Origin of the sequence: Luteibacter yeojuensis, from assembly GCF_011742875.1 — a bacterium.
In the GTDB taxonomy this organism is placed as follows: Bacteria; Pseudomonadota; Gammaproteobacteria; order Xanthomonadales; family Rhodanobacteraceae; genus Luteibacter; species Luteibacter yeojuensis.
The window spans coordinates 2,965,049-2,991,853 of sequence record NZ_JAAQTL010000001.1; the positions used below are offsets into that span (position 1 = coordinate 2,965,049).

Here is a 26,805-nt window from a genome sequence, read left to right on the forward strand (position 1 = left end):
CGGTGCATGGCGCGCACCGACGCTTCCGACCTGCCAGAGCCGCTGCGGCTTTCCTGAAGCCGCCCCCTTATCCCCTGCCGCGCGCATGAGCGTCGCGGTCCCCCACCGTCTCTCCCGATCATAGTCAATCGGAGCAACAACGCCATATTGTGACGCGTTGCACAGATTACTTGTCAAGTTACCCGTATCTGCGAGACAGTAATCGGGTAAGACGACCGGGAACCCACCGGGCGTCCAACAGGGGGAAACAACATGAGTACGTTTTATCTCGGGCAGATCATGCTCACGGGGTTCAATTTCGCGCCCAAGGGATTCGCGCGCTGCGACGGCTCCTTGATGTCCATCGCCCAGAACCAGGCGCTGTTCGCCTTGCTGGGCACGATGTATGGCGGCGACGGGGTCACCACCTTCGCGCTGCCCGACCTGCGCGGACGCACGCCCATCGCCGGCGGCGGCAACGGCAGCAGGTACAACGTCGGCCAGACCGGAGGCAGCGAGAGCGTCACCCTCACGCCCGACCAGATTCCGCCGCATATGCATTTTGCGAATTTCGCCTCGGGGGCTGGCCAGGCACGCAATCCGGCCGCGGGCCTGTATGGCCAGACGACGGCGGATCACCCCATCTACGCCAATGCGAGCGGCACGCAGGTGCCAATGGATATGGGGGTGATCAGCGGGGGTGGCCAGGGCCAGCCGCATTCGAACATGCAGCCGTACACGGTGCTGAATTTCTGCATCGCGACCACCGGCGTCTTTCCGTCACGTACTTGAGGCCAGGGGCTGTCATGGAATCCTATGTTGGTGAAATCCGGCTGTTCCCCTACACCTTCGCGCCTGTAGGCTGGGCCGATTGCAATGGGCAACTCCTCTCCATCTCGGAGAATGAAACACTGTTCGTGCTGCTTGGCACCACCTATGGCGGTGACGGCGTGAACACCTTCGCCTTGCCCGACCTGCGCGGCCGCATACCGCTGCACAACGGCAGGGCTTCCTCGGGGAACGTCTACACTCCGGGGCAGATCGCAGGAAGCGAGGCCGTCACGCTCCTTCCGGGCCAGATACCCGCCCATACGCACCCCACGTATGCGACGACGGCGCTTGCCGATACGAATACCCCAAGCACTGCCGTCGAACTGGGTTCGCTCAGCGGCGACACGATGTACACCAGTACGCCAACCCAGGTACTGCCCGTCAACGGCCAGATGGTCTCCGCCACGGGTGGCACCCAGCCGCATGAGAACAGGATGCCCACGCTGACGCTGCGGTTCTGCATCAGTCTTTACGGCATTTATCCGTCACAAGGGTGACGACGGCGGCTCCGCGCGCACCGACTTCCAGGGGAATGGGTCATGAATAATTTTCTGGGCGAAATCCAGATCTTCGGTTTCAACTATCCGCCGGCCAACTGGGCCTTCTGCGACGGCAGCCTCGTGGCGATCCGGCAGTACACCGCGCTGTTCTCGCTGCTGGGCACGGTGTATGGCGGCGACGGCAAAACCACCTTCGCGCTGCCGAATCTCCAGGGACAGGCAGCCTGTGCCACGGGCATGGGCCCGGGGCTCGCGGATTACCAGCTGGGCGAGAATTTCGGCAGCGAGACCGTGACCTTGTTGTCGACCGAAATGCCCAGCCACACGCATACGGCCAACCTCTTCCTGCAGAACGACGTGACAAAGCGGATGTCCTCGCCGGTGGCGGGTGCCGCGCCGCTCGCCCCGACCGCCACCTCGCCATTCACGAAGAGCCAGTCCTCGAACGGCAGCTTCGCCCCGAGCTTCATCGGCCCCAGCACTGGTGGGCAGCCGCACGCGAACCAGCAACCTTACCTCGCGGTGAACTTCTGCATCGCCTTGCAGGGCGATTTCCCGCAGCGCCCGTAAGCGGGGGTGGACGGACACGCAACGTGCTTCCCGCCGCGACGCCAGCCGTCGCGGTGGGCGGCTCCGCTCCGGGACGCGCCCGCCTTCGCGTTGCGCGACGCCGGGCCTGACGACGTTCGCTACCTGCGCGATCTCTATGCCGCCTCGCGTGCGGAGGAACTGGCGCCGATACCATGGCCCGCTGCCGCGAAACGTAGTTTCTGTGACAGCCAGTTCGACCTGCAGCACCGGCACTATGTCGCGCAGTTCGCGACGGGGGATTTCCTCGTCGTGCTGCATGGCGATGCGGCGGTGGGCCGCCTGTACCTGCACGAATCCCCGGGAGAACTGAGGATCGTCGACATCCTTCTGGACGAAACGGTCCGCGGCAAGGGCGTCGGGTCGGCGTTGCTGCGCCGGCTGCAGCAGGAAGTGCGCGAAAGACAGCTCGCCACGCTGGCGCTGCAGGTATTGGTCACCAACCAGGCGGCACGCCGCCTCTACGAACGGCACGGCTTCATGCTCGAAGGCGACGAAACCGCCATGCACCTCGAGATGCGCTGGAGGCCCCCGCGGCCGTCTAGTTGAACAAGGCCTGGTAAATGAATCCGTCGCGGTCGCGCGCGATCGGCACCAGGAAGATGCCGAACTCGCCCAGCGCGCCGTTGCGCATGGTGTAGATGCGCTGCGGAAACACCACCGCGGCCTCGTGACGGAACAGCAGCGAGAACGGCTCTCGCATCAGCCCATGTGCCGGTTGATGAGCGATGGGCCTGGCCTCGACCAGGACGAACGGCGTGCTGACGTTCTCGATGTCGACCATGAAGGTCTCGTTGAGATGCGCCGCGAAGTGGTCCAGATGAAACAACTGCATGATTTCCCCCCGTAGGCGCCGAGCATGCCGAAGATGCGCTACCCGTTCAACACTCGGACACCGGGCAGCGGCTAAGCTATGGCGCCGCCTCACAGGAACCCCCGACACGTGAACGACCTGCTCAGCGCCATCCTCCTCGGTATCGTCGAGGGGATCACCGAGTTCCTGCCGATCTCCAGCACGGGGCATCTGCTCATCGCCGAACGCTGGCTGGGCGCGCGTTCCGATCTCTTCAACATTGCCATCCAGGCCGGCGCGATTCTCGCCGTCACGTTCATCTACTGGCGCACGCTGTGGAGCCTCGCGGTGAACTGGCGCCGCCCCGAGACGCGCGACTACGTGCTGAAGCTGCTGGTGGCGTTCCTGATCACCGCCGCGCTGGGACTCGTCGTGTCGAAGATGGGCTTCAAGCTGCCGGAGACGGTGACGCCGATCGCCTGGGCGCTCGTCATAGGCGGTGTATGGATGATGCTCGCCGAAAAACTCGCGGCGAACCGGCCCGATCATGCGGCGATTTCGTGGAAAGTTGCGATCCTCGTCGGCCTTGCGCAGATCGTTGCGGGCGTATTCCCTGGCACCTCGCGTTCCGCCGCCACGATCTTCGTCGCGATGCTCGCCGGTACCAACAATCGCGCCGCCGCCACGGAATTCGCCTTCCTTGTCGGCATTCCCACGATGTATGCGGCCTCCGGTTACGAACTGCTCAAGACCGTCCGCCACGGCGGCGCCGCCGGCGAGGACTGGACCGGCCTCGGCGTCGCCTTCGTCGTGTCCACCATTGTCGCCTTCGTGGCCGTGAAGTGGCTGCTCGGTTACATCCGCTCGCATCGCTTCACTCCCTTCGCGATCTACCGCATCGCGCTGGGCGTCGCCCTGCTGCTCTTCCTGCCCGCCGGCGGCTGACGCATGGACAACGCCACCCGCTACCGCTTGATCGATCTCACTATCGATCTCGCGCGCCAGCGGGTGGAGCGTGGCGGCATGCCGCTCGACGTGACGGGGCTCAGCTTCAGGCTGCTCGCCTGCCTGGTCGAGCGGGGCGATCGTGTCGTCGGCTTCGACGAGCTGATGGCCGAGGTCTGGGCGCCAGCGGTGGTGAACGAGGAGACGGTGACCCAGCGCGTGCGCCTGCTTCGCCAGTCGCTGGGCGACGATGCGCGCCAGCCGCGCTACGTGCGCACGGTGCGCAGCCGGGGTTACCAGTTGGGCGCGCCGCCGGTACCCGTCGGTGGGGAAGTGCCTCGGCGCCGCACGCTCTGGCCGGCCGTGGCCGCGGTGGGCGTATTCGCCGCGACCGCCGTGGGCGTGGGGTTCCTCGCTCGCGAGCAGAAACCTCCCATGACGGCGCAACGCGAGATCCTCGAGCGTGCCGGCTGGTACGCGGCGATGGGCCAGCGCGAGAACAACGAGCGTGCCCTCGCGCTGTACGACCGCGCACTGCGCGAGGCGCCCGACGACGTCGCCGCGCTGTCGGGCGCGAGCCGCACGCGCGCGGCGCGCAGCTGCCTCTATAACGCCGGTCCGGATGAGGCCCGCGACGCGTTGGGCCTGGCCACGCGGGCGGTCTCGGTTCGCGCGGACAGTGCGGCCGCCTGGGCGGCGCTCGGTTACGCCCACGATTGCCTTGGCGACATCCCCGGCGCCATCGCGGGGTACGAACGCGCGGTGCGGCTGGATCCCACGGACGATGCCAGCCGCGCATCGGCCGCGTACCTGTACCAGGAACAAGGCCGCCTCGCCGATGCCCTGCACGCGAACATGGACATGCGCGGCGATCCGGGCCGGGTGCGTTTCCGCGAAGTGCAGGTCGCCCGCGAATACGAATTGCTCGGCTTCACCGGCGCCGCCGAAGCGAGATACCGGCACGTATTCGACCTGTCGCCCGACAACGTCTTCGCCAACATCGGCTGGCCGGCCTTCCTGTTCGCACAGAAGCGCTTCGGCGAAGCGGGCGTGGCGCTCGCCGAGGCACGCGGTCGCGGCACGGCACGCTCGGAGCTGGCGCAGTTGCAGGGCGAACTGGCGCTGCATCGTGGCGACCGGGGCGCGGCCGCCACGGCCTTCGCGGAAGCCCGCGCGTTGCGCCCCTCCGCCACGATGCCGGCGACACTCGCCACCCTTTACGGCGACGCGCCGGTGGCCCCGGCCTGGCTGCGCGACCGGATCGCATCGACCCGCGCCGCGCTGCAAGGCGACCCCTGGCCCGGCAGCCGCCTGGAACTGGCCGTGCTCCTGGAAGCCGCGCACGACCGGCGCGGCGCCGTGGCGGCGCTTTCCGAAGCGGTCGACAAGGGCTGGCGCGACGCCGGCTACCTGCGCGCCTCGCCGCTGTTCGTACCGCTGGCCGGCGATCCCGGATTCGAAGCGGTCATCGAGGCCATTGGCCGACGCGTGACGGCGGAACGCGAACGGGTGCTCGAGGCGCCGTGGTGTCCGCCCGAACTGCGTACACGACGGAACGAATTCCTGTAGGAGCCGCTATAGCGGCGAGAGCAACCGTGCAGCGGCTCCGCAGGATTTCCTCGCCGCTATAGTGGGCGCCTACATGGGTTAGTACGCCCAGAAAGTCCGCCTATCGGGGAAGCGCCTTCAGGACGATATCGCGGAAGATCTCCTGCGACTGCGGATGAGCGTAACGCTGGTTGTACGCCTCGCTGGTGACGACGGCCACGAGGCCGCGCTCCGGCAACACGAATACGTAGTTCCCGCCGTTGCCGCTCATCGCCCATACCTTCGTCTCCGCGCCATGGACGGGGAAGCGGAACTGCCACCAGAGGTAGCCGTAGTCGGCATCGTCGCGGGCCTGCGCATGCGATGTCAGCATCGCGCGCACCCACGCCTCCGGCAACACCGTCCTGCCTTTCCAGCGTCCACCGTCCGCGATCGTCTGCCCGAGCTTCGCGAGGTCGCGCGAGCGGTAGCGCGTGCCGCCGCCGCCCATGCCGATGCCTTCGCTCGATGCGTTCCACTTTGCCTGCGCGATACCCAGCGGCTCTTCCAGCACCTCGTGCGCGAAGGATGCGAGCGGCTCTTTCGTGGCGCGCTCGACGACGGCACCGGCGACGAAGCTGCCGGCGGTGCAATACGAGAACGTGCGTCCGTACGGCGAATCCTTCGGCCGGCTCACCCAGGGCGCATATCCGCGGATCGGCAGGTTGAGCGCGAAATCGAGCCAGCGCTCGGTGACGTACATGCGCTCCTCGTTGCCGGAAGAGAAGGGGTTGTCGTCGTCGCACTCCCAGATCGAACTCATGGTGAGGAGGTCTTCCAGCGTGATCGTTGCGCGGCGCGGATCGGGGTGTTCGATGCGGATATCCGGAAAGAAGGCATACACCGGCGCCTTCACGTCGGGGATGGCGCCGCGCGCGATCGCCGCGCCGACCAGCATCGCGGTGAGGCTCTTGCTCGCCGAGCGGATGTCGTTGAGCCGGTCGGGCGAACCATCGTTGAAGTAATGCTCGTAGACGAGCCGCCCACGGTCGGCGACAACCACGCTGGTGATCTTCTTGTAGCTGCCGTCGGCGACCTTGTCCTCGAGGGTCGCGAGGGTCGCGGTGTTCCAGCCGAGCCTGGCGGCATCGGCTACGGGCCAGCCGTCGCTGGCCTGGACGGGCGGGCGGTAGCTGCCCGCCGCCGCAGGCAGGGTCAGGCCAAGGACAACGAGGGCCGCGAGCCCGCGGCGGGCGAACGTGGGGTACATGGCGAGGGCTCCTGGGATGGAGTCCCGAGTGAAGCGAATGGCCGCCTGAAGCGCCTGAAACCTTCGTGAAGTTTCGTGAAGGCCGCCGCTGCGACTGTAGGAGCCGCTATAGCGGCGAGGGAACCTTACCTCACCGCTTCATTGCTTCGTTGGCTTCTCGCCGCTATAGCGGCTCCTACAAAGTGCTCAGGCCACCGCCGCGGCGGCTTCCTGGCGCAGCTTGCGCTGGCGGGCCATTTCCATCTGTTGTTGCTGCACCAGTTTGCATTTCGGTTCGCTGGTGCGCTGGAACAGCTCGCTGGTCCATTCGATGAAGGCCTGGACGCGTGCGGAGAGGTGGCGCTTCTGCGGGTACACGATCCACAGGTTCGAGCCGGTGGAGATCGTGTCGGTCATGATGATCTCGAGCAGGCCCTTCTCCAGCGCCGTGTTCGCGAGGCAGTGCGGAGCCTGGATGATGCCGAGGCCGGCGATGGCGGCCTGGATCACCGATTCGCCGTCGTTGATCAGCATGTGCGCATCCACGTCGACCGACACGCGCCCGCTCGGGGAATCGAACTGCCACTGGTAGGGCTTGCCGGTGCTCGGATGGACGAAATTCACCGCGCGGTGGTTCTTCAGGTCGTCGATGGAGGACGGCATGCCGTGCTTCGCCAGGTACGACGGCGCGGCGCAGAGCACATTGCTGAAGTGGCCGATCTTGCGCGCGATGAGGCTTGAGTCGGCCAGTTCGCCCATGCGGATGGCGCAATCGAAGCCTTCCTCGTTCAGGTCGAACGGGAAGTCGCACATGGTCAGCTCGAGGCGGATGTCCGGGTATTTGTGCTCGAACTCGGCGAGATTGGGGATCAGGGCTGCACGGCCGACGGCCGAGGATGCGGCCACCCGCAGCTTGCCCGCCGGCTTGGTCCTGGCGTACCCGAGCGCCTCCGTGGCTTCGGTCAGATCGGCAAGGATCTCCTTGCAACGTGCATAGAACGCGGACCCATCGTCGGTCAGACGCAGCGAACGCGTCGAACGAAAGAACAGCCGGGCACCCAGGCTTTCCTCGAGGCGGGAAATGGCGCGGCTGACGCCCGAAGGGGTCATCTGCAGGTGCTGGGCGGCGGAGGAAAAGCTCTTGGCCTCCACCACGCGCACGAAAACGCTGATAGCGGAAAAGTCTTCCATCTCTGGACTCCGGGGGTGCATTCGTGACTGAGCGTCACAGCCGCGATGATTGTAGACCCATTTTTCGCTTGCGGGGCAAGACCTAGATTTCGCCCCCTGCGGTGGACCCGATATCGACCCGGTTGACCTCAACCTTAGTTGAGGTGTCAGGCTTACGGACTGCCAGCCCCTTTCCCCTCCTTTACGACACTCCAGGACTCCCATGAAGAAGAAAATCCTGTTCGGTTCGTCCGCCCTCGCGGTGGCTGTCGCCTCGGCGATCTGGCTGAGCGCCGGCAGCTCGGCCAGCCGCGCCGGCGAGCCCGCCGCGGCTCCGCCGGCACCGGAGGTCACCGTGGCCCAGGTCCTGCTCCGCCCCGTCTCCGACACCAATGCCTTCACCGGCCGCATCCAGGCCGTGGACACCATCCAGATCAAGCCGCGCGTCAGTGGTTATATCGATGCGATCCATTTCCGCGAAGGCGCCTTGGTGAAGAAGGGCGACCTGTTGTTCACCATCGACCCTCGCCCCTACCGTGCCGAGGCCGACCGCCTCGCGGCCAACCTCGCCCAGGCGAAAGCCGAGTCGAAGAACGCCGACGCCAACGCCGCCCGCGGCAACAAGCTGGTGGAGCAGCACGCCGTATCGCGCGAGGAAGCCGACCGGCTCGACACCGCGGCCGCCAGCGCGAAGGCGCAGGTCGCCTCGGCGCAGGCGGCGCTCGACAACGCCCGGCTCAACCTCTCGTTCACCCAGGTGCGCGCACCGGTCGACGGCAAGGTCAGCAATGCCCAGATCACCGCGGGCAACCTCGTGACACCGGGCGACACGCTCACCAGCGTGGTCACCGTGGACCCGATGTACGTCTATTTCGACGTGGACGAGCAGACCTTCCTGAAGCTGGACCGCCTACGTCGCGAGAGCGGTCGCGCCCCGGCGGTGGAAATGGGCCTGGCCGACGAGGAAGGCTATCCACACGCCGGCAAGATCGACTTCATCGACAACCAGGTGCGCACCGGTGCCGGCACGATCCGCCTGCGCGCCGTGTTCCCGAATGCCGATGGCGCCTATACCGCCGGACTCTTCGCTCGCGTCGAACTGCGCAGCGGCGACACCCAGCCACGTGCGCTGATCGACGACAAGGCCGTGGGCACCGACCTCGGTAACAAGTTCGTCTACGTGGTCGGCAAAGACAAGAAGGTCGAGTACCGGCGCGTCTCCACCGGTGCGCTGGTGGATGGCCTGCGCGTGGTCGATTCCGGCCTCGGTGCCGACGACATCGTGGTGGTGAACGGCCTGCAGCGCGTGCGCCCGGGCGTCGAAGTGAATGCGAAGCGTGTCGCGATGGCGTCGCTGGTACCGGAAGGGGCGCGCAACGTCGCCTCGCGCCCGGCCGGCGTCGACAGCGTGGCGCAGAACCAGGACTGATCCACCCATGAAAATCGCCCAATTCTTCGTCGACCGCCCGATCCTCGCGGGCGTGCTGTCGGTGCTGTTCCTGATCGCGGGCGGTATCGCCGTGTTCAAGCTGCCGATCAGCGAATACCCGGAGGTGGTGCCGCCCACCGTGGTGGTGAAGGCCTCCTATCCCGGCGCGAACCCCAAGGTGATCGCCGAAACCGTCGCCACGCCGCTGGAGGAACAGATCAACGGCGTGGAAGGCATGTTGTACACCTCCTCGCAGTCCACCAGCGACGGCGCGATGACGCTCACCGTCACCTTCGCGCTCGGCACGGACCTGGATAACGCCCAGGTGCAGGTGCAGAACCGCGTGGCGCAGGCACTGCCGCGCCTGCCCGAGGAAGTGCAGCGCCTCGGCGTGACGACGAACAAGAGTTCGCCCGACCTCACCATGGTCGTGCACCTCACGTCGCCCGACCACCGCTACGACATGCTCTACCTGTCCAACTACGCCCGCACGCGCATCAAGGACCAACTCGCCCGTCTCGACGGCGTGGGCGACGTCCAGTTGTTCGGCGCCGGCGAGTACAGCATGCGCATCTGGATGAACCCGGAGAAGCTGGCGATCCGCAACCTCACCACGGGCGACGTGATCAAGGCCATCCGCGAGCAGAACATCGAGGTGGCCGCCGGTGCGCTGAACGCGCCTCCCGGGCCGAGCACCGCCGCCTTCCAGGTAAACATCAACACGCGCGGCCGCCTGGTCACCGAGGACGACTTCCTCAACATCATCGTGCGCAGCGATCCCTCCGGCTCCGTGACGCACCTGCGCGACGTGGCCCGCGTGGAGCTGGGCTCGAACAACTACGCGCTGCGCAGCCTGCTGAACAACCGCGAGGCGGTCGCGATTCCCATCTTCCAGCGCCCGGGCTCCAACGCGATCGCCATCTCCGACGAAGTGCGCAAGGAGATGGTCGAGCTGAAGAAGGACTTCCCGCAGGGCGTCGATTATTCGATCGTCTACGATCCGACGGTGTTCGTGCGCGGGTCCATCGATGCCGTGGTGCATACGTTGTTCGAGGCGATCGTCCTCGTCGTGCTGGTGGTGATCCTGTTCCTGCAGACGTGGCGCGCGTCGATCATCCCGCTGGTGGCGGTACCGGTTTCGCTGATCGGTACCTTCGCGGTGATGTACCTCGCCGGATTCTCGTTGAACGCACTGTCGCTGTTCGGCCTCGTGCTCGCCATCGGCATCGTGGTCGACGATGCCATCGTGGTCGTGGAGAACGTGGAGCGGCACATCGAGCACGGCCTCGATCCAAAGATGGCCACGCGCCAGGCCATGACCGAGGTGACCGGCCCGATCGTCGCGACCGCCCTCGTGCTCTGCGCGGTGTTCGTGCCCGCCGCCTTCATCAGCGGCCTGACCGGCCAGTTCTATCGCCAGTTCGCGCTGACCATCGCCATCTCCACGGTGATCTCCGCGTTCAACTCGCTGACGCTGAGCCCGGCGTTGTCGGCCATCCTGCTGAAGGGCCGCGACGAGCCGAAGGACAGGCTCACGGTGTGGATGGATCGCAGCCTCGGCTGGCTGTTCCGGCCGTTCAACCGCACGTTCGAGCGCGGCGCGCACGGCTACGTGGGTGGGGTGAAGAAGATCCTTCGCTTCTCCGGCATCGTGCTGGTGCTCTACGCGGGCCTCGTCGGCCTGGCCTTCCTCGGCTTCTCGAAGGTACCGACCGGCTTCGTGCCCTCGCAGGACAAGCAGTACCTCGTGTCCTTCGCCCAGCTGCCCGACGCGGCTTCGCTCGACCGCACGGAGAGCGTCATCCGCCGCATGGGCGACATCGCGCTGGCCCAGCCGGGCGTGGAGAGCGCCGTGCAGTTCCCCGGCCTGTCGATCAACGGCTTCACCAACAGCACCAATGCCGGCATCGTCTTCGTGACGCTGAAGCCGTTCGAGGAACGCCGTAGCAAGGATGTCTCGGCCGATGCGATCGCCGCGGCGCTGAACCAGAAGTTCGCTTCCATCCAGGACGCGTACATCGCGATCTTCCCGCCGCCGCCGGTAAACGGTCTCGGTACGATCGGCGGCTTCCGCATGCAGATCGAGGATCGCGGCGGACTGGGCTTCGAGGAACTCTACAAGCAGACCCAGGGCATCATCGGGGCCAGCCAGAAGACGCCGGAGCTCGCGCACCTGTTCACCAGCTTCCAGGTGAGCGTGCCGCAGTTCGACGCCGACGTGGATCGCGAGAAGGCGAAGTCGGAAGGCATCGACCTGGGCGACGTGTTCCAGACGATGCAGGCCTACCTCGGCTCGCTCTACGTCAACGACTTCAACCGTTTCGGCCGCACCTACCAGGTGAACGTGTCGGCGGAGCCGTCGTTCCGCCACGAGCCGTCCGACATCGTGGGCCTCAAGACCCGCAATGCCGCCGGCGACCTCGTGCCGCTGGGCTCGTTCCTGACCGTGCGCCAGACCAACGGTCCGGACCGCGTGCAGCACTACAACGGCTTCCCCACCGCCGAGATCAATGGCGGCCCGGCACCGGGTTACAGCACGGGCCAGGCGCAGGACGCGATGGAAGCGCTGGTGAAGGCGAACCTGCCGAACGGCATGAGCTACGAGTGGACGGAGCTGACCTACCAGCAGATCCTCGCCGGCAATACCGCCGTGCTGGTGTTCCCCCTGTCGGTGCTGCTGGTGTTCCTCGTGCTGGCTTCGCTTTACGAGAGCCTGAGCCTGCCGCTGGCCGTGATCCTGATCGTGCCGATGGTGCTGTTGTCCGCGATCTTCGGTGTGTTCGTCACCGGCGGCGACAACAACATCTTTACCCAGATCGGCCTGATCGTGCTGGTGGGCCTGGCGTGCAAGAACGCGATCCTGATCGTCGAGTTCGCCCGCGAGGCGGAGATCGAAGGCATGAACCGCGTCGACGCGGTGCTCGAAGCCGCCCGCCTGCGACTGCGCCCGATCCTGATGACCTCGTTCGCCTTCATCATGGGCGTCGTGCCCCTGGTGACCTCGCACGGCGCGGGCGCGGAAATGCGCCATGCGATGGGCGTGGCGGTGTTCTCCGGCATGCTCGGCGTCACCTTCTTCGGCCTCATCTTCACCCCGCTCTTCTACGTGCTGATCCGCGCCTGGAACGAGCGCTCCGAGGCCCGCCGCCAGGCGCGCCGCGAGCGCCGCCTCCTCGCCCACGCGGCTCGGGAGTCCTGATATGACATCCATGTTCCGCAGTACCGCCCTGTTCGCGGCCCTCGTCCTCGCCGGTTGCGCGAGCGTGGGCCCCGACTACCACGCCCCCAAGGAAGCGCCGGTGACGTTGCAAGGCGTCGACGCCACCCACCAGGACAGCGCCGCGTTCCAGGCGCAGTGGTGGAAGCAGTTCGGCGACCCGACGCTGGACGCGCTCATCGTCCGCGCGGCGAAGAACGCGCCGGACCTGAAGATCGCGGTAGCGCGCCTCGCACAGGCGCGCGCCGCGCTGGGCACCGCGAAGTCGCAGCAGATCCCCGACATCGAGACCGGCGTGTCGTACCAGCGCAGCCGCGAACAACAGCCCGGCTTCAGCGACCGGCGCCAGACCGTGACGGCGTACCAGGCCGGCTTCGACGCCTCGTGGGAACTCGACCTGTTCGGCGGCATCCGCCGTTCGGTCGAGGCCGCCCGAGCCGACGCCGGTGCCGGCGAAGCGTCGTTGCGGGACGCGCAGGTGACGCTGTTCGCCGAGGTGGCTCGCAACTACTTCGACCTGCGCGGCACGCAGTTGCGCGTCGACGTGGCGAAGCGCGATATCGCCAACCAGCAGGATTCGCTCAAGGTGATCGCCGCCCGTGTCGACGTCGGCACGGGCGCCGAACAGGACCTCGCCAGCGCGAAGGCCCGACTTGCCGCCGTGGAAGCGCAGCTCCCCGTGCTCGAGACCCAGGCCAGCGCCGACCGGTTCCGCCTCGCGGTACTGCTTGGCGAACGACCCGGCGAACTGGATATCGACCTGTCGCCGGCGTCGTTCAAGCCGATCGACGCCACGCTCGCCATCGGCGGCGCGGATGAGGTCTTGCAGCGCCGTCCCGACATCCGCGTGGCGGAACGCGAGCTCGCCGCCGCGAATGCGCGCATCGGCGTGGCGAAGGCGGACTACTTCCCGCACATCTCCCTGGGCGGCTTCATCGGTTTCCTCGCCGGGCGCAGCAACGACTTCGGCGGTGCCGATTCGCGCGCGTGGTCGATCGCGCCGAGCATCTCGTGGTCCGGCCTCAACGTGCAGCGCGTGCGTTCCGGCGTGAAGGGCGCGGAAGCACGGGCCGACGAGGCACGCGCGAACTACGATCGCACGGTGCTCACCGCGTTGGAGGACGTCGACAACTCACTGGTCGCCTTCAACCGGCAGCGCGAGCGCGTCGAGAAGCTGGTGGTGCAGGCGAGCGAAAGCCGCCGCGCCGCCGGCCTGGCGAAGCTTCGCTACGACGCGGGCCGCACGGATTACCTGGAACTGCTTGACGCCGAGCGTACCCAGCTCGCGGCGGAAGACCAGCTGGCGGAAGCGGAAGCGGGCGTCAACCTGCGCGCGGTGCAGTTGTACAAGGCCCTGGGAGGCGGCTGGGAAGCCTGCGGCGACGACGCATGCAGCGAGGTAGCGAAAGTGCCATGAGCGCGGCCAATGTTCATCGCCTGCCGGTGCAGGCCAGGCGGACCAAGACCGTCGCGGTGGAACCGCCGCTCAGCCAGCGCGTCGCGCTGGTGAGCGGCGCCAACCGCGGCATCGGCCTCGAGGTGGCGAAGCAGCTCGCCGCCAGCGGCGTCACGGTGTTCATGGGCATGCGCGAACCCGGCAAGGGCGAGAAGGTCGCCCGGGCGATCCGCGAACTCGGTGGCGACGCGCATGCGATCCGCCTGAACGTGACGAAGCAGGACGATATCGACAAGGCCATCGCGCATATCGGCGATCACTTCGGCCGCCTCGACATCCTCGTGAACAACGCGGGCGGCTACTACGATCCCGACGGACGCCCTTCGACACCGGACCTGGACGTCATCCGCGGCGCGCTGGAGGTGAACCTCATCGGCGCATGGTGCCTCACCGCCGCCGCCTTGCCGCTGATGAAGCGCCATGGCTACGGGCGCGTGGTGAACGTGTCGAGCGAGTGCGCGGTACGCGCGATATGCGGCGAGAACAGTCCCGCTTACCGTGTGTCCAAGGCGGCGCTCAATGCGTATACGCAGGTACTCGCGCGCGAAATGGCGGGCAGCGGCATCCTCGTCAACGCCGTCTGCCCGGGTTGGACCGCCACCGCCCTCGGCGGCAGCGGCGGCCGGCCAGCGGCGGAAAGCGCGGAAGGTGTCGTGTGGGCCGCGTTGCTTTCGGAACGCGAAGCATCGTCGGGCGAATTCTTTCGCGACCGCATGAAGATCGGCTGGTAACACCGACCCCGCCGTCGTGCCTGAGCGCTTCAGCGCGAAATGATATGCGCGAACCACTGCCAGCCGCGCAGCTTCGCGGTGATCAGTTTCACGCAGGTGAGCATCGGCACGGCGAGCAGCGCGCCGGGAATGCCCCATAGCCAACCCCAGATCAACAGCCAGAGCAGGATCGCCACCGGGCTGAGCCGCGAGCGGCGGCCTTGCAGCATGGGTGTGATCAGGTTGCCTTCGATGGCAGTGATGCCGGCGAAGGTGGCTGCGGGAAGCAGTGCGGGGCCGAGTTCCTGGAAGTGCAGCACGCCGACGATGGCGAGTATGGTGGTGGTGGTGATGGCGCCCACGTAAGGAATGAAATTCGCGATCGCCGCGACGGAACCCCAGAGCAACGGATCCGGAACGCCATACAGGTAAAGCATGCCGGCGGTGATGAGGCCGAGCGTCACGTTGATCGCCGCCGTCAGCAGCAGGTAACTCGACACTTCGACCTGGATGCTTCGGACGATGCTCACCGTGTGTCGCTTGTACGAGAACGTGGGCGATATCTCGACGGCCCGTCGCAGGATTTCGTCGCCGTAGACGAGGAAGAAGAACACCAGCAGCGCGACCGTCAGGATGCTGGCGATCACCTTCGGCGCGCCCGCGACGACGTCCCATGCGGTGAAGGCGAAGCTGTTGGGACTCTGCGGCGCGTTGCGTGCCACGGTACCGCCCACGAGGGTCTGCGTGGCGCGACTGGCCGCCTCGATCTGCTGGGTCATCGGCTTGATCTTCGGCGCGAAGCTGCGCATCGCCGTCGGCGCCTCGTGGAACCAGTTGAGTGCCGGCGTGGAAAGCGTGGCCACCGCCCAGACGAGCCCCGTGCCGAGCAGGATCATGACGGTGACCGCGGCAAGCCAGCGCGGTATGCGCACACGAGCCGCAGCAGCGACGATCGGATTGAGCGCGAGGCCGATGAAGCCTGCCAGCACCAGAGGCACGAGGATCGATTTGCCGATCGCCACCGTGTACAGCAGCGCCAGCAGGATGATGCCGGTGAGCGATATGCGGATGGCGCGGAGGTGCCGGCTGATGCGTCGCGTGCTCCGGCTGCTGCCAGGCCGGCGGCGCGACGGCGCGGCCAGCGTGGACACGGCGACGCCCGGCGCCGCGGTCGAAGGAAGCGGCGTGGGCAGCGGACTGGGAAAGTCGCTCACGGAACCTCGTCGGCGCCGTCGACGGCGTCGCTGGCAAATTCGCCGAGGAAGCTGCCGGCCGCGATGGACACGCCGTGTGCGATGAGATCGGCCACGCCACCGGCGACGACACCGCTCACACCCGGGACGGCGAGCGGGTTGAGCTTGACGTTGCTGAGCAGGAACCCGGAGCCGGCGGCGATGCCCAGCACGGTAAGCGGATGTTCGTAGCCACGCGCGATCAGCGCGGCGGCGGGGCGCACGGTGTCTTCCCGCGCGGCCGTGACCCGCGCACGCGCCGCGGCAACCTTCGCCATGTTGTTGAAAATGCCCATGCCGCTACTCCCCCGCCTGTTCGCCTTCCGCCTTGCCCCGCTGTCCCGCTTCCCGGGCCAGCGCGGCGACCTCCGCGCGCGTGGCGGGGAGGGTAAGCCAGTGCATGGCGCGGCGGAAGACGAGGATGGCGCCGACCAGCAACAGCAGCTGGAGTCCTGCCAGCACGGTGAGCGCCCACGCCCACGAACCGAACCATTGCGCCAGCCCCCATCCGGCCAGCGCCAGCAGGGTGAAGCCGAGTGCCACGGCGAAGACGATGGCGGCCAGGCCCATGAACAGCATCAGGACGATGCCGCTCCGCGCCAGGCCCAGTTCGGCCGAGAGCAGCTTCAGCTGCGCGGCGAAGAGGTCCTTGAGCCCCGCACCCAGGCGGCGGACGTCGTCCAGCCACGACGGTGCCGCAGGCTTCGCCCCGTCCGCGGCACCGCCCTCTCCGGGCATCGGATCATCCACGTTCTGTCGCCCCGAGGGACCGTCGTCCAGCATGCGCCAACCCCTTGGGGTGATGGATCAGTTACGCAGGATGCGGCCAGCCAGCCAGCCGGCGGCGAGCGCCAGCGCGATCGACTGTACCGGTTTCTCCCTCACGTATTCGCGTGCGGTGTCCAGCCAGTCGTTGGTCTTGTCCACGGCCTCGTCGTAGACCTCCTTGCCCCGCATCTTCACTTCCTCGGCCTTCTCGGCGGCGCGGGTGGCGCCGTGGGCGGCCTTGTCGGTGGCGGTGTGCAAGCTGTCCTCGACCCGGTCCGCCGCCCGGTCGACCGCGTCCTTCGTGCGTTCGACGGCGTCGGAGGTGGCCTGCTTCACTCGCTCGGCGCGTGCGTCGATGCGCTCGGCGGCCGAAACGGTGTTCGCGGCGGCGGTCGCGGCGTTGGCGACATGGTCGGCGGGCTTGTTCATGGACTTCTCTCCGGTACGGGGTCTGACACGTTATGCCAAGAAAGGTGACGCCGGGGTCACGGGCCGCTAAACGCTGCGACCCCGGAAGAACGAAATGATGGCCAGGATCAGGAAGACGACGAACAGGATCTTCGCGATGCCGGCTGCCGTGCCCGCGATACCGCCGAAGCCGAACACGGCGGCGATGATCGCGATGACGAGGAAGACGAGTGCGTAGTGCAGCATGGTAGGTTCTCCGTGGAGTGGCGCGGCACCATTAAAATCCCGCGCCCCGCGCAAGCCGCGTGAAGCCGTCCCCCGCCGCTCAATACTCGTTCAGCCTGCCGCCTTCACCGCGCCGTCACGCCTTGACCTTGGGGTTGAGCGAGTACGTGCCGGTGATGACGGCCTCGTCGACCACATGGCCTTTCATGACATCGCGGAGCTCGGCCAGCGAGAACCCCTTTTCCAGTGCCACCCTCGGCACGTCCAGCGCATACACGTGGAAATGATAATGATGCTTGATGGTGTCGTTCCACGGTGGGCACGGGCCATCGTAGCCGTGGTAGTGCCCTTCCATGTCGCGGTCGCCCTTGAACCACCCCGTATAGTCGTTGAGGCCCTGTACCGATCCCGGCGGGCCCACCGGATCCTCTTTACCGCGGGGCACGATGCCCTCGCCGCAGGCGCCCTCGCCCAGCTCGCGGCATTCCACCGGGATGTTGGCCATCAGCCAGTGGACGAACTCCACGCGCGGCAGGTCGCGGCGGACCTCGCGGCCCTCCACGTTGACGTCGTCCGGCTTCGACGGCACATCGGTGTCGATCACCGCGATGACGAAGGATGCCGCCGTGGCCGGCACTTCGGTCCAGGCCAGGTGCGGCGTCATGTTGCCGGCGGGCTTGATGTGCTCGTCGCCCGGTTCCATGAACGCGAATTTGGCCGGAATCGCTTTGCCGTTCTCGAAGCTGTCGCTCTTGAGGCGCATGGGTGTCTCCTTCTTATTTCTTGTAGGTCACGCGATAGATGGCGCCATTGTCGTCATCGCTCACCAGCAGGCTGCCGTCGGGCAGCGGCTGCACGTCCGCCGGGCGCCCGGACACCTCTTCATCCTTGAGGAAACCTTCCACGAGCGGCTCGTAGCTCACCACCTTGTTGCCGTTGAGGCGCACGGTCATCACCCGGTACCCGGATTTCGCCGACCGGTTCCACGAACCGTGCTCGGCGACGATGAGGGCCCCGTGCCAGGCGGCGGGGAACTGCTTGCCGTTGTAGAAACGCAGGCCCAGTGCGGCGACGTGAGGGCCCAATTTCAGCACGGGCGGCGTGTAGTCCTTGCAGTCCTTGCCCTTGCCGAATTCCGGATCGAGGGTGTCGCCCTGGTGGCAGTACGGGTAGCCGAAGTGCTCGCCGGCCTTCGTGACGTGGTTGAGCTCGTCGTTGGGCACGTCGTCGCCCAGCATGTCGCGGCCGTTGTCGGTGAACCACAGCGTCTTGTCGGTCGGCCGCCAGTCGAAACCCACGCTGTTGCGGATGCCCCTCGCCACGGTTTCCACGCCGCTGCCGTCCGGATTCATGCGCAGCATCTGTGCGAAGCCCTCGTCGCCGCGGTCGCAGATGTTGCAGGGTGCGCCGACGGGAACGTAAAGCTTGCCGTCCGGACCGAACGCGATGAACTTCCAGCCGTGCGCCGTCTCGGTATGCAGCTTGTCGGTGATCACTTCCGGCTTCGGCGGCGCGTCGAGGTGGTTCTCGATGTCGCGCAGCACGTAGATCCGGCTCACGGCCGACACATAAAGGTCGCCCCCGTGGAAGGCGACGCCGACGGGAAGCTTCAATCCGGTGGCCAGCGTCCGCACTTTCTCGACGGAACCGTCCGGCGCGTAGCTGACGGCGTAAACCTTGCCGGCATCGTTCGAGCCGACGAAAACCGTGTTCTTCGCGCCGAGCGCCATTTCGCGCGCGTTGGGCACCTGGTCGGTCCAGACGGCGATGTGGAACCCGGGAGGAACCTTCAGCGAGGCCATGTCCGGCGTGGCGGCGAAGGCGGAAGGGGCGAGGAGAGCGAGGGCGAGAACGAAAGCACTACGCATGGACGGACTCCTTGAGGGTGGGGGCCCGCCAGGTTCAGCGGGTGATGGCGTCGAATCGCGCTGCGATGTAGTCGTCGGTGAAGCTGGTCATGCCGTAATCGCGAATGAAACCGCAGTGGCCGCCGTAGGTCGCGATGTCCAGTTCGACGTTCGGCGGCACGCGCAGCTGGTCGAACGCCGCGACCGGGATGACGGGATCGTCGCGCGAGGTGAGGATGGTGGCCGGCAGGTGCAGGTCCATCAACCGGTCGCCGGCGACGGAGTAGCCGTCGAGGTAAGCCTCGAGCGAACCGAAGTCCGTATGGCGAAGCACCAGCGAACGGGTCAGGTCGCGCATGTTCTGGCGCAGTTCGTCCAGCTCGAAGTAGGTCTGGTGCGGGAAGGCCTGCTGCTTCAGGCGCAGCGAGCGGCGCCATTTCTGCATGAAGTAGGCCTGGTAGAACCAGGGCGCCTCGCTCTCCAGCGAGAACAGGCCTTCGCTGGGATCGACGATCGGGCACACCGCCAGCACGTAGTCGACCGGCACGCCCAGCGACGGGGCCAGCATGCCGGCGCGCAGCGCGAAGTTGCCGCCGAGCGAAAAGCCGGCGACGCCGATGGCCCTCGCGGGGAACATGCGCGCGATCTCGCCCATCGCCGCCACGACCTCGTCGATGCGGCAGGAGTGGAACAGCGCTTCGTTCAGGCCGTGGCTGTCGCCGTGGTCGCGGAAGTTGAGGCGGAAGATGTCCCAGCCTTCCTCGAGGAGCCGGCTACCCGTCTGCAATACATAAGTGGAGTCGACACTGCCTTCCCAGCCGTGGAACAGGATGGCGAGCCCGCGCGACTCCCGGCCGGTGCGCTGGGCGGTGAAGCGCCCGCTCAGGCGATCGCCGTGACCGACATCGACCAGGACTTCCTGCGCGTTTTCCTGCACGCGATGCGCCCGGCGGGGCAGCAGGCGGCGGCGGATGCCGCTGGACGACAGCATCGTCTGGATATGGCCGCTGCGCAGCGGCCACGGCGGCTGGAAGTCGGAACCCATCGGCAGGTTCATGCCGGCGTATCGGTATCCAGGGCCAGCGCGATGCGTTCGCGCGAAGCCTCCGCCATGCGGCGGCGCCCTTCGAGCGACACCGGCACGGGCTCGAGGAAGTGCACCTCCACGTCGAGCGGCGGCTCGCCAAGCAGGCGCACGAAATTGCCCATGAAGCTTTCGCCTTCGCGGAAGCCGGCATCCACGACACGGCGGCCATGGCGGGCGAAACGCAGGGCCACCGGCTGCACCGGCACCTCCGCGTCGAGGGCCGCCTGGAAGATGCGCGCATGGAATACGCGCAGCACCCCGTTGTGGCCGGTGCCGCCCTCCGGGAACACTGCCACGGAGCGGCCTTCGCGCAGGCGCTCCACCATGGCGGCCATGACCGACGACAGCGAATGGTTGTTGCCGCGGCGATGGAAGATGGTGCCGCCGCGCGAGGCCATCCAGCCGACCAGGGGCCAGTTCGCGATCTCCGCCTTGGCGACGAAGCAGGCGGCGCGTTGCGAATGGAGCAGCTCGATATCCAGCCACGAGGTGTGATTGGCCACGAAGAGCACGGGGTCCGGCAGCGGCTGGCCGAAGCGCCGGCTGCGGAAACCGAAGACCCGCAGCAGCAGGGTGGACCACATGCGGATGGTGCGGTGAGCCAGGGGCTCGCGGCCGTTCTTCATCACGCCCCCCGCCCAGCTGAGCACGAGGGCGCAGATCACGATGCCGAACAGCACGTGGAGCAGCAACAGCGGCACCCGCCACAGATAGCGCAGCGGACGCAGGCGGTCGCGGGACGTCGGATTGGCGGTGGCGGCTTCCATCGAGCGCACAAGATTAACGACGGGCGCTTCATGCCGCTAGGGGAACCTGCCTTTATTCTCCGAACGCAGGGTTTTTGCGCCCCCTTCAGCCTCCGGGGGAGGCGGCTAGGAACGGACGTTTCCCAAAGGGAGGGCGGTCGAGGCCTTGACCGTGCGCAGGACGAAACTGGTGTTCACATCGGCGACACCCGAGGCATTGAGCAGGCGATCGAGCAGGAAGCGCGAGAAGCCGTCCAGGTCCGCCACGTAGACCTGGAGCAGGTAATCCATGTCGCCGGTCAGGGCGTAGCAGGAAATCACCTCCTCCCACCCGGCCACCCGCTCCGTGAAGGCATCGATGGCTTCGGATGCGTGGCGGGACAACTGCACGCGGACGAAGGCCTGGAGGCCCAGGCCGAGCGCGCGAGGCTCGAGCCGGGCGCCATAACCGGCGATCACCCCGTCCGCCTCCAGCTTCTGCACGCGGCGGAGGCACGCCGAGGGCGACAGGTTCACCTCCGCGGCGAGTTCGGCGTTGCTCATGCGGCCGTTGGCCTGGAGGGCGGCGAGGATGCGCAGGTCGGTGCGATCGAGATTGATTTGCACGATTATGGCGCTCACTTAATGAGATTCGGCTGATTATTGCTCAATAAGCCCACGTCTACGCAACATTGCAAACCTATTGCGTACATCCTTGGCTAAGCTGTTGCTTAGAGACCACTCCCGCAACCCCGAAGGAGGCCCGCCATGGACACCCCCCGCCGCGTCGAACACCAGCAGACCGACCGCGGATACGTGCCCGTCTATGCGACCGGCACGGTGGAGCAACCGTGGGCGAGCTATTCGAAGACCGACCATGAGGTCTGGGACACCCTGTACCGCCGCCAGCGCGAGCTGCTGCCCGCCTACGCGTGCCAGGAGTTCCTCGACGGCGTCGAGCGTTTCGGCCTGGGGGATGGCGGTATTCCGCGCTTCGCCGACCTGAACAAGGTGCTTGGCAAGGCGACGGGTTGGGAGTTGGTGGCCGTCGAGGGCCTCCTCCCCGACGAGGTCTTCTTCGACCATCTCGCCAACCGGCGTTTCCCGGTGAGCTGGTGGATCCGCAAGCCGGATCAACTGGACTATCTCTCGGAGCCGGACCTGTTCCACGACCTGTTCGGCCATGTGCCCCTGCTGCTCAATCCCGTGTTCGCCGACTACATGCAGGCTTACGGCAAGGGCGGCATGAAGGCCCATGCGATCGGGCCGGAGGCGCTGATGAACCTCACCCGCCTCTACTGGTACACCGTGGAATTCGGCCTTATCCGGACCGACAAGGGCCTGCGCATCTATGGCGCCGGCATCGTCAGCTCCAAGGGCGAGTCGATCTACTCCATCGACTCCCCGGCCCCGAACCGCATCGGTTTCGACCTCGAGCGCGTGATGAACACGAAGTACCGGATCGACACCTACCAGCAGACCTACTTCGTGATCGACAACTTCGAACAGCTGTTCGAGGCGACCCGCCCGGACTTCACGCCGATCTACGCGAAGCTGGCCCAGGGCACCCCGGTCGCGGCGGCGGACGTGCTTCCGACGGACACGGTGTACCAGCGCGGCACGCGCGAAGGCTTCGCCTCGGGCGGAGACAACTGAAACTCAACGGAGGCCTAACGATGGGCTCCCTAGGATGGGCCCACTTCCGTTCAGAACAGGGTGGGTTCATCGTGGTCGTCTTCGATATTCCGTTCGAGTCCGTCGGTCCGGGCCTCTGGCTTCTGCAGAAGAACGAATGCGAGATCGGCGAGTTCTGCTCGCGCGACGACGCGCTGGAATGTGCGCTCAACGAAGCCCGCCGGATCGAGGCCGCCAACGCGGCCTCCGACATCGTACTGAACATCCAGGGCAACGATGGCGTGTGGCGTGCGTTCGACACGTCCATCCGGCCGTATATGTCGCGGGTGCAGCACGCCTGATCCGGCCCCGTAGTGTGTAAGAGCCGCCATGGCGGCGAGGGGGTCTTGCCCCGCCGCTTCGTGGCTCCGTGGGCTTCTCGCCGCTATAGCGGCTCCTACGGAGCAGGCCGGCGCCGGGCAAAATAAAACCCCGGCAGCCAGGGGAGGAGCTGCCGGGGTTCGCGTCGGGTCCAGGCTATCAGGGGAAATAGCGGGACCCGGGACAACCGACTCGAAAGATCGCGTCGCTTGCCAACAGGTCGCCTCTCGGCGATCGAATACTTAGATAAGGCCGAACCCGTGAAGTTCCCGTCTCACTGCATCGCAGCATTTGGTTCCCGTTTAACTTCGGCGGCCTGCGCGTGGTCGGCCAGCCACGGACGGACCTGCGCAACCCACAGCGCGTAGCCGGTCGCATTCATGTGCAGACCGTCCTCGAGGAAGAGGCTGCGCTTGGGCTGACCCTGCGCATCGAGCATCGCCGGCGCCACGTCGAGGAACGCTACGCCCTTCTGCCCCATCGACCAGTCGCGGACCAGCTTGTTCGCGCGCTCGATGTTCGGCAGCAGCGCCAGCCGGGCGATGCTCGGCTTGATCGAGATGAAGGCGATCGGCAGGTCGGGCTGGTCCTGGCGCGCCTTGGCCACGAAGGCAGCGAAATCGTCGCGCACCTGTTCGGGCGTGTCGCCGTTCTGCAGGTCGTTGTCGCCGGCGTAGACCACGATCGCCACCGGATGGTACGGCGCCACGATGCGGTCGGCGAAAGCCGTGCTGTCGTCGAGGTCGGACCCCCCGAAGCCACGATTGATCGTGCGGTAGTTGGGGAAATCCTCCGCGAGCGTCTTCCACATGCGGATGGAGGAGCTGCCGATGAAGAGCACGGCGTTGGCCGGCGGCGGCGATGCCTTGTCCGCGGCCTCGAAGGCCTGGATGTCGTGTTCCCACTGGCTGTGGTCGGGACCCTTGGCGTGCGCGCCGAAGGAGAAGACGAACAAGGTGAGGAGGAGCGTGAGCTTTTTCATCCGGCCCACCGTAACCCCTTATGTCCGTTGGGGTAAACCCTGCCGTTCGACGGGAGTTACCTTCAGTACGGCTTCGATCCGGGTGCCGTTCCAGCGATAGATGAAGTGCTCCGCCTGGATGCAGGGCGCGACCAGGTCAGGGTAGAACGCCGCGACGCATTCGCCGCCGGCATGACGGGCGCTGTCGTAGACGATGCCGTTGGAGCCCTGCTCGCGCAGCGTCCGCGCCAGTCTGACGCTGGCGGCATAGGAGTCCGGATCGTGCTCGGCCCCCCAGCCACCGCGGATGTCGTGGAAGCGGCCCGCGATGGCGGTCTTGTAGCAGCGTACTTGTACGTCGGTCGGCGGTTCGCGGGTGGCGGCCAGGAAAGCCTCGCGGTGGAACACCGTTTCCTCGATGGCGGTGGACACGCTGTGGGCCGCGTAGAACACCCCCCAGTGGCCGTCGCTGAAGCGGCTGCCGTCCGGCGCGATATGGGTAAACGCGGCCATGATCGGCGAGGTGCCCGGTCCCGACACGCGCCGGTCCGGCGGGACGAGGCGGAGCGCGCCCATTTCCTCGCGCAGGCGCGGGTTCGTCATGGATTCGATCGACATCACGGCGTCGATGTCCTTCGGATCGGCGATGCGGTCGAACAGGCCCACGGGCGGGAAGCGGCTCGACACGATCCGATAGGCGTGACTCCAGCGGATGCGGCGGAGCGGCGGCGCCGCGCTCATCCGTTCCAGCCGCGCTGGGCGTCCAGGTACTGGCGGACGACGTAGAGGTCGGCGACGTTGCCGGAGAGCATCCGGTCCAGCGCGGAGCGGCCGCCGAAGAGCGGCGCGTCATTGGGCTTGCGCACCCAGGCATCGGCCTGGGCGGCGTCGGGGAACAGGATCTGGAGGTCCTTCCAGATGCCCAGCAGGTAGCTGATCCGCTCGATCACGTCGCGCGACGGAGTGCCATCCTGCTGCTTCTTCCATTTGAAGTAGGTGGACTCCGGCGGCTCGCCGAGCAGGGTGCGCTGCTCGGCGGGCCGGAGCTTCCAGCGCTCGGCGAGGGCGAAAAAGGCCCTGAGCGCCGGGCCGCCGACGTCGGCGAGGTGGATCGGTTCGGCATGGATGGCGGGCTGCATCGTCGCTTCACCTATGGAGTTGTGACGCAGTGTACTCCACTGGTGGAGAAAATGCTGTACCGCCGCTCTTGCTGTGAGAGATCCTGTGTTCCCCTGCAAGCGGCCGGGCTTTGTGCGGGAGCCGAGTTTTATTTCCTGGAGGCGATCCAGGCGTCGACGTGCTGCTCCAGCACCGGCAGCGGCACCGAGCCCAGGGCCAGCACCGTGTCGTGGAAGGCGCGCAGGTCGAACTTCTCGCCCAGTTGCCGTTCCGCCCGCTCACGCAGCTCACGGATCTTCAGGTAGCCGAGTTCGTACGACAGCGCCTGGCCCGGCCAGCTGATGTAGCGGTCGACCTCGTTGGCGATCTCGCGGTCGCTCAGCGCGGTGTTCCGCGTGAGGTAGTCGATGGCCTGCTGGCGCGTCCAGCCAAGGTGGTGGATGCCGGTATCGACCACGAGGCGGCACGCGCGCCACATCTGGTAGGTGAGGTACCCGAAGCGCTCGTAGGGCGTGTGGTAAATGCCCATCTCGTTGCCGAGGTATTCCGAATACAGCGCCCAGCCCTCGCCATAGGCGGAGATGTAGCCGTCGCGCCGGAACCCCGGCAGGCCACGCTGCTCGGCCGACAACGCCAGCTGCAATGCGTGGCCGGGCATCGATTCGTGCAAGGTGAGCGCGGGCATGTTGAAGAGCGGACGCGACGGCAGGTCGTAAGTGTTCACCAGATAGACGTCCGCACCACCGCGGCCCGAGGTGTAATACGGCGCGATATCGGCCGGCACCGGCTCGATGGCGAAGCGCTGGCGCGGGAGGAGGCCGAAGTATTTGCCCAGCTTCGCGTCCACCTGCTTGGCCACCCATGCCGTACGCATGAGCAGTTCGTCGGGCGTCTTCGCGTAGAACTGCGGATCCTTGCGCAGGAACGCGAGGAAGGCGGGGAAATCGCCCTTGAAGCCTGTTTCCTTCATCGTCTCCAGCATCGCCTGGTGGATGCGGTCCACTTCGCGCAGGCCGATGGCGTGGATCTCGTCGGGCGACAGGTCGAGCGTGGTGTATTCGCGGATCTGCTGACGGTAGTAGGCCTTGCCGTCGGGCAATGACTCCGCCGCCAGCGTCGTGCGCGCCTTGGGCAGGTATTCGTTACGGAAGAAGGTGAGCAGGCGGCCGTAAGCGGGGATCACGCCATCGGCGATGGCCTCGCGCGCTTCCTTCCGCAGTGCGTCCGCATCGGACGCCGGCAGGTTATTCGGCATCGTCTTGAACGGCTTGTACAGCGCGCTGTCTTCCGGATTCTTCAGCGCGGCCACCGCCGCGATCGAGACGTCGCGACCGTCGAGCACCGCGCGCGGCACGGTGAACCCGCGCGCCAGGCCCAGCCGCATGTTCGCGATTTCCTGGTCCATGTAGGCGGGGATCTGGTGCAGGCGGTCCACGTAGTGGCGGTAATCCTCGCGCGTGCGGAGGTCGTCGCCGTGCAATACGTATCCGATGTCGGACCAGAAGGCGGAGTCGCTATTGAACGGCATCTGCCACTGCTCGAAGCGCTGCGACGCGGCGAGGTTGCCGATCTGCGCGCGGTATACCGCGTAATCGACGCGCGCCTTGGCGCTCAGGTGCTTCGTGTCGATGCCGTCGAGCTGCGCCAGCACGTCGTTCCAGTAGGCCAGGCGCCTGGCCTGGTTCGCCGCATCCACCGTGTCGAGCCGGCCGTCGCCCGGCTGCGCCTCGCCCGAGGTGAGGATCCCGGCCTGGCCGTTTCGCCATGCCCATTCCTTCGTGTAGATGGCGCGGAAGGTGTCGTCGGGCGTGGTGGCGGCCTGTGCGGCGCCGGCGAAAAGGCCGGCGAAGGCGATGGCTCGGATCCAGGGGGACATGCGGGCTCCGTTGATGGGGACGAGATTCCCGATCATCGCATCCCGTCGTGGATTCACCTACCGTGCGGGATGGCTTCCTGTAGGAGCCGCTATAGCGGCGAGAGCCATCTTGCGGATGCGTCGCGAGGTTTCCTCGCCGCTATAGCGGCTCCTACAGGAAGCGGGACA

Annotated in this window: 29 protein-coding genes; 12 read left to right on the forward strand and 17 right to left on the reverse strand. The window is 66.7% G+C overall.

Annotation, left to right across the window (positions count from 1 at the left end; all coding sequences use genetic code 11):
* Window positions 1-252 precede the first annotated feature (252 nt).
* The 4 genes from HBF32_RS13420 to HBF32_RS13435 are packed head-to-tail and all read left to right on the forward strand — an operon-like array spanning window position 253 to window position 2,447.
* A complete protein-coding gene (locus HBF32_RS13420) occupies window positions 253-771 on the forward strand; it encodes a phage tail protein (protein ID WP_166700099.1) in 519 nt (172 codons plus the stop codon).
* Window positions 772-785: 14 nt separating this feature from the next.
* A complete protein-coding gene (locus HBF32_RS13425; protein ID WP_166700100.1) occupies window positions 786-1,307 on the forward strand; it encodes a phage tail protein in 522 nt (173 codons plus the stop codon).
* 42 nt (window positions 1,308-1,349) lie between these two features.
* Window positions 1,350-1,880, forward strand: coding sequence for a phage tail protein (locus HBF32_RS13430; protein ID WP_166700101.1), 531 nt, complete (start codon window positions 1,350-1,352; stop codon window positions 1,878-1,880).
* A gap of 6 nt (window positions 1,881-1,886) precedes the next feature.
* Entirely contained in the window at window positions 1,887-2,447 is a 561-nt protein-coding gene (locus HBF32_RS13435) for a GNAT family N-acetyltransferase (RefSeq protein WP_166700102.1), read from the forward strand.
* On the opposite strand, the gene HBF32_RS13440 is transcribed toward HBF32_RS13435, so the two are convergent.
* Window positions 2,440-2,733 (reverse strand): DUF6916 family protein, encoded by a 294-nt coding sequence (locus tag HBF32_RS13440; protein WP_166700103.1) that lies wholly within the window; start codon window positions 2,731-2,733, stop codon window positions 2,440-2,442. The two genes, HBF32_RS13435 and HBF32_RS13440, sit on opposite strands and share 8 nt — an antisense overlap.
* A gap of 108 nt (window positions 2,734-2,841) precedes the next feature.
* On the opposite strand from HBF32_RS13440, the gene HBF32_RS13445 reads away from it, so the two are divergent.
* Both HBF32_RS13445 and HBF32_RS13450 read left to right on the forward strand, forming a co-directional pair.
* Window positions 2,842-3,636, forward strand: coding sequence for an undecaprenyl-diphosphate phosphatase (locus tag HBF32_RS13445; protein WP_338039782.1), 795 nt, complete (start codon window positions 2,842-2,844; stop codon window positions 3,634-3,636).
* 3 nt (window positions 3,637-3,639) lie between these two features.
* Window positions 3,640-5,205, forward strand: coding sequence for a winged helix-turn-helix domain-containing protein (locus HBF32_RS13450; RefSeq protein ID WP_166700105.1), 1,566 nt, complete (start codon window positions 3,640-3,642; stop codon window positions 5,203-5,205).
* Between the two features lie 100 nt (window positions 5,206-5,305).
* Here the strand turns inward: HBF32_RS13450 and HBF32_RS13455 are convergent, their stop codons facing one another.
* Window positions 5,306-6,433 (reverse strand): serine hydrolase domain-containing protein, encoded by a 1,128-nt coding sequence (locus HBF32_RS13455; RefSeq protein ID WP_166700106.1) that lies wholly within the window; start codon window positions 6,431-6,433, stop codon window positions 5,306-5,308.
* A gap of 186 nt (window positions 6,434-6,619) precedes the next feature.
* Window positions 6,620-7,603, reverse strand: coding sequence for a LysR family transcriptional regulator (locus tag HBF32_RS13460; protein WP_166700107.1), 984 nt, complete (start codon window positions 7,601-7,603; stop codon window positions 6,620-6,622).
* Window positions 7,604-7,805: 202 nt separating this feature from the next.
* Between HBF32_RS13460 and HBF32_RS13465 the strand changes: the two genes are divergently transcribed.
* From HBF32_RS13465 to HBF32_RS13480, 4 genes are read left to right on the forward strand one after another with little or no spacing between them, the layout of a single operon-like run.
* The gene (locus tag HBF32_RS13465) at window positions 7,806-9,011 is read left to right on the forward strand and encodes an efflux RND transporter periplasmic adaptor subunit (RefSeq protein WP_166700108.1); all 1,206 of its coding nucleotides are present in this window, start codon (window positions 7,806-7,808) and stop codon (window positions 9,009-9,011) included.
* 7 nt (window positions 9,012-9,018) lie between these two features.
* On the forward strand, window positions 9,019-12,210 hold the full coding sequence (locus HBF32_RS13470) for an efflux RND transporter permease subunit (protein ID WP_166700109.1): 3,192 nt from the start codon (window positions 9,019-9,021) through the stop codon (window positions 12,208-12,210).
* A gap of 1 nt (window position 12,211) precedes the next feature.
* A complete protein-coding gene (locus tag HBF32_RS13475) occupies window positions 12,212-13,645 on the forward strand; it encodes an efflux transporter outer membrane subunit (protein WP_166700110.1) in 1,434 nt (477 codons plus the stop codon).
* The gene (locus HBF32_RS13480; RefSeq protein ID WP_166700111.1) at window positions 13,642-14,415 is read left to right on the forward strand and encodes an SDR family NAD(P)-dependent oxidoreductase; all 774 of its coding nucleotides are present in this window, start codon (window positions 13,642-13,644) and stop codon (window positions 14,413-14,415) included. Before HBF32_RS13475 ends, HBF32_RS13480 begins: the two co-directional genes overlap by 4 nt.
* 29 nt (window positions 14,416-14,444) lie before the next feature.
* On the opposite strand, the gene HBF32_RS13485 is transcribed toward HBF32_RS13480, so the two are convergent.
* The 10 genes from HBF32_RS13485 to HBF32_RS13530 form a co-directional block, all read right to left on the reverse strand.
* A complete protein-coding gene (locus HBF32_RS13485) occupies window positions 14,445-15,608 on the reverse strand; it encodes an AI-2E family transporter (RefSeq protein WP_166700112.1) in 1,164 nt (387 codons plus the stop codon).
* Window positions 15,605-15,922, reverse strand: coding sequence for a hypothetical protein (locus tag HBF32_RS13490; RefSeq protein WP_166700113.1), 318 nt, complete (start codon window positions 15,920-15,922; stop codon window positions 15,605-15,607). Before HBF32_RS13490 ends, HBF32_RS13485 begins: the two co-directional genes overlap by 4 nt.
* Before the next feature lie 4 nt (window positions 15,923-15,926).
* Window positions 15,927-16,409 carry an ABC transporter ATP-binding protein gene (locus tag HBF32_RS13495; RefSeq protein ID WP_240147835.1) on the reverse strand — a complete coding sequence of 161 codons (483 nt, stop codon included), beginning with the start codon at window positions 16,407-16,409 and terminating at the stop codon, window positions 15,927-15,929.
* 24 nt (window positions 16,410-16,433) lie between these two features.
* Complete coding sequence (locus tag HBF32_RS13500) at window positions 16,434-16,823, reverse strand: DUF883 family protein (RefSeq protein WP_166700114.1); 390 nt, start codon at window positions 16,821-16,823, stop codon at window positions 16,434-16,436.
* Between the two features lie 66 nt (window positions 16,824-16,889).
* Entirely contained in the window at window positions 16,890-17,048 is a 159-nt protein-coding gene (locus HBF32_RS13505; RefSeq protein WP_166700115.1) for a DUF1328 domain-containing protein, read from the reverse strand.
* A gap of 115 nt (window positions 17,049-17,163) precedes the next feature.
* Entirely contained in the window at window positions 17,164-17,790 is a 627-nt protein-coding gene (locus HBF32_RS13510; RefSeq protein WP_166700116.1) for a YbhB/YbcL family Raf kinase inhibitor-like protein, read from the reverse strand.
* Between the two features lie 13 nt (window positions 17,791-17,803).
* Complete coding sequence (locus HBF32_RS13515) at window positions 17,804-18,895, reverse strand: PQQ-dependent sugar dehydrogenase (protein ID WP_166700117.1); 1,092 nt, start codon at window positions 18,893-18,895, stop codon at window positions 17,804-17,806.
* 34 nt (window positions 18,896-18,929) lie between these two features.
* A complete protein-coding gene (locus tag HBF32_RS13520; protein WP_166700118.1) occupies window positions 18,930-19,931 on the reverse strand; it encodes a YheT family hydrolase in 1,002 nt (333 codons plus the stop codon).
* The gene (locus HBF32_RS13525) at window positions 19,928-20,728 is read right to left on the reverse strand and encodes a lysophospholipid acyltransferase family protein (protein WP_166700119.1); all 801 of its coding nucleotides are present in this window, start codon (window positions 20,726-20,728) and stop codon (window positions 19,928-19,930) included. Before HBF32_RS13525 ends, HBF32_RS13520 begins: the two co-directional genes overlap by 4 nt.
* A gap of 105 nt (window positions 20,729-20,833) precedes the next feature.
* Complete coding sequence (locus HBF32_RS13530) at window positions 20,834-21,319, reverse strand: Lrp/AsnC ligand binding domain-containing protein (RefSeq protein WP_166700557.1); 486 nt, start codon at window positions 21,317-21,319, stop codon at window positions 20,834-20,836.
* A 135-nt stretch (window positions 21,320-21,454) separates the two neighbouring features.
* On the opposite strand from HBF32_RS13530, the gene phhA reads away from it, so the two are divergent.
* Together phhA and HBF32_RS13540 are read left to right on the forward strand one after the other, a co-directional pair.
* Entirely contained in the window at window positions 21,455-22,342 is an 888-nt protein-coding gene (gene phhA / locus HBF32_RS13535; RefSeq protein WP_166700120.1) for a phenylalanine 4-monooxygenase, read from the forward strand.
* Window positions 22,343-22,413: 71 nt separating this feature from the next.
* Window positions 22,414-22,662: a hypothetical protein gene (locus tag HBF32_RS13540; protein WP_166700121.1), complete on the forward strand. Its 249-nt coding sequence runs from the start codon at window positions 22,414-22,416 to the stop codon at window positions 22,660-22,662.
* A gap of 293 nt (window positions 22,663-22,955) precedes the next feature.
* On the opposite strand, the gene HBF32_RS13545 is transcribed toward HBF32_RS13540, so the two are convergent.
* From HBF32_RS13545 to HBF32_RS13560, 4 genes are all read right to left on the reverse strand, one after another.
* Window positions 22,956-23,663 (reverse strand): SGNH/GDSL hydrolase family protein, encoded by a 708-nt coding sequence (locus HBF32_RS13545; RefSeq protein ID WP_166700122.1) that lies wholly within the window; start codon window positions 23,661-23,663, stop codon window positions 22,956-22,958.
* 18 nt (window positions 23,664-23,681) lie between these two features.
* Window positions 23,682-24,383, reverse strand: coding sequence for an RES family NAD+ phosphorylase (locus HBF32_RS13550; protein ID WP_166700123.1), 702 nt, complete (start codon window positions 24,381-24,383; stop codon window positions 23,682-23,684).
* Window positions 24,380-24,781: an MbcA/ParS/Xre antitoxin family protein gene (locus HBF32_RS13555; protein WP_166700124.1), complete on the reverse strand. Its 402-nt coding sequence runs from the start codon at window positions 24,779-24,781 to the stop codon at window positions 24,380-24,382. The genes HBF32_RS13550 and HBF32_RS13555 overlap by 4 nt, the downstream gene beginning before the upstream one ends.
* A 128-nt stretch (window positions 24,782-24,909) precedes the next feature.
* Window positions 24,910-26,637 (reverse strand): DUF885 domain-containing protein, encoded by a 1,728-nt coding sequence (locus HBF32_RS13560; RefSeq protein ID WP_240147836.1) that lies wholly within the window; start codon window positions 26,635-26,637, stop codon window positions 24,910-24,912.
* Window positions 26,638-26,805 lie beyond the last annotated feature (168 nt).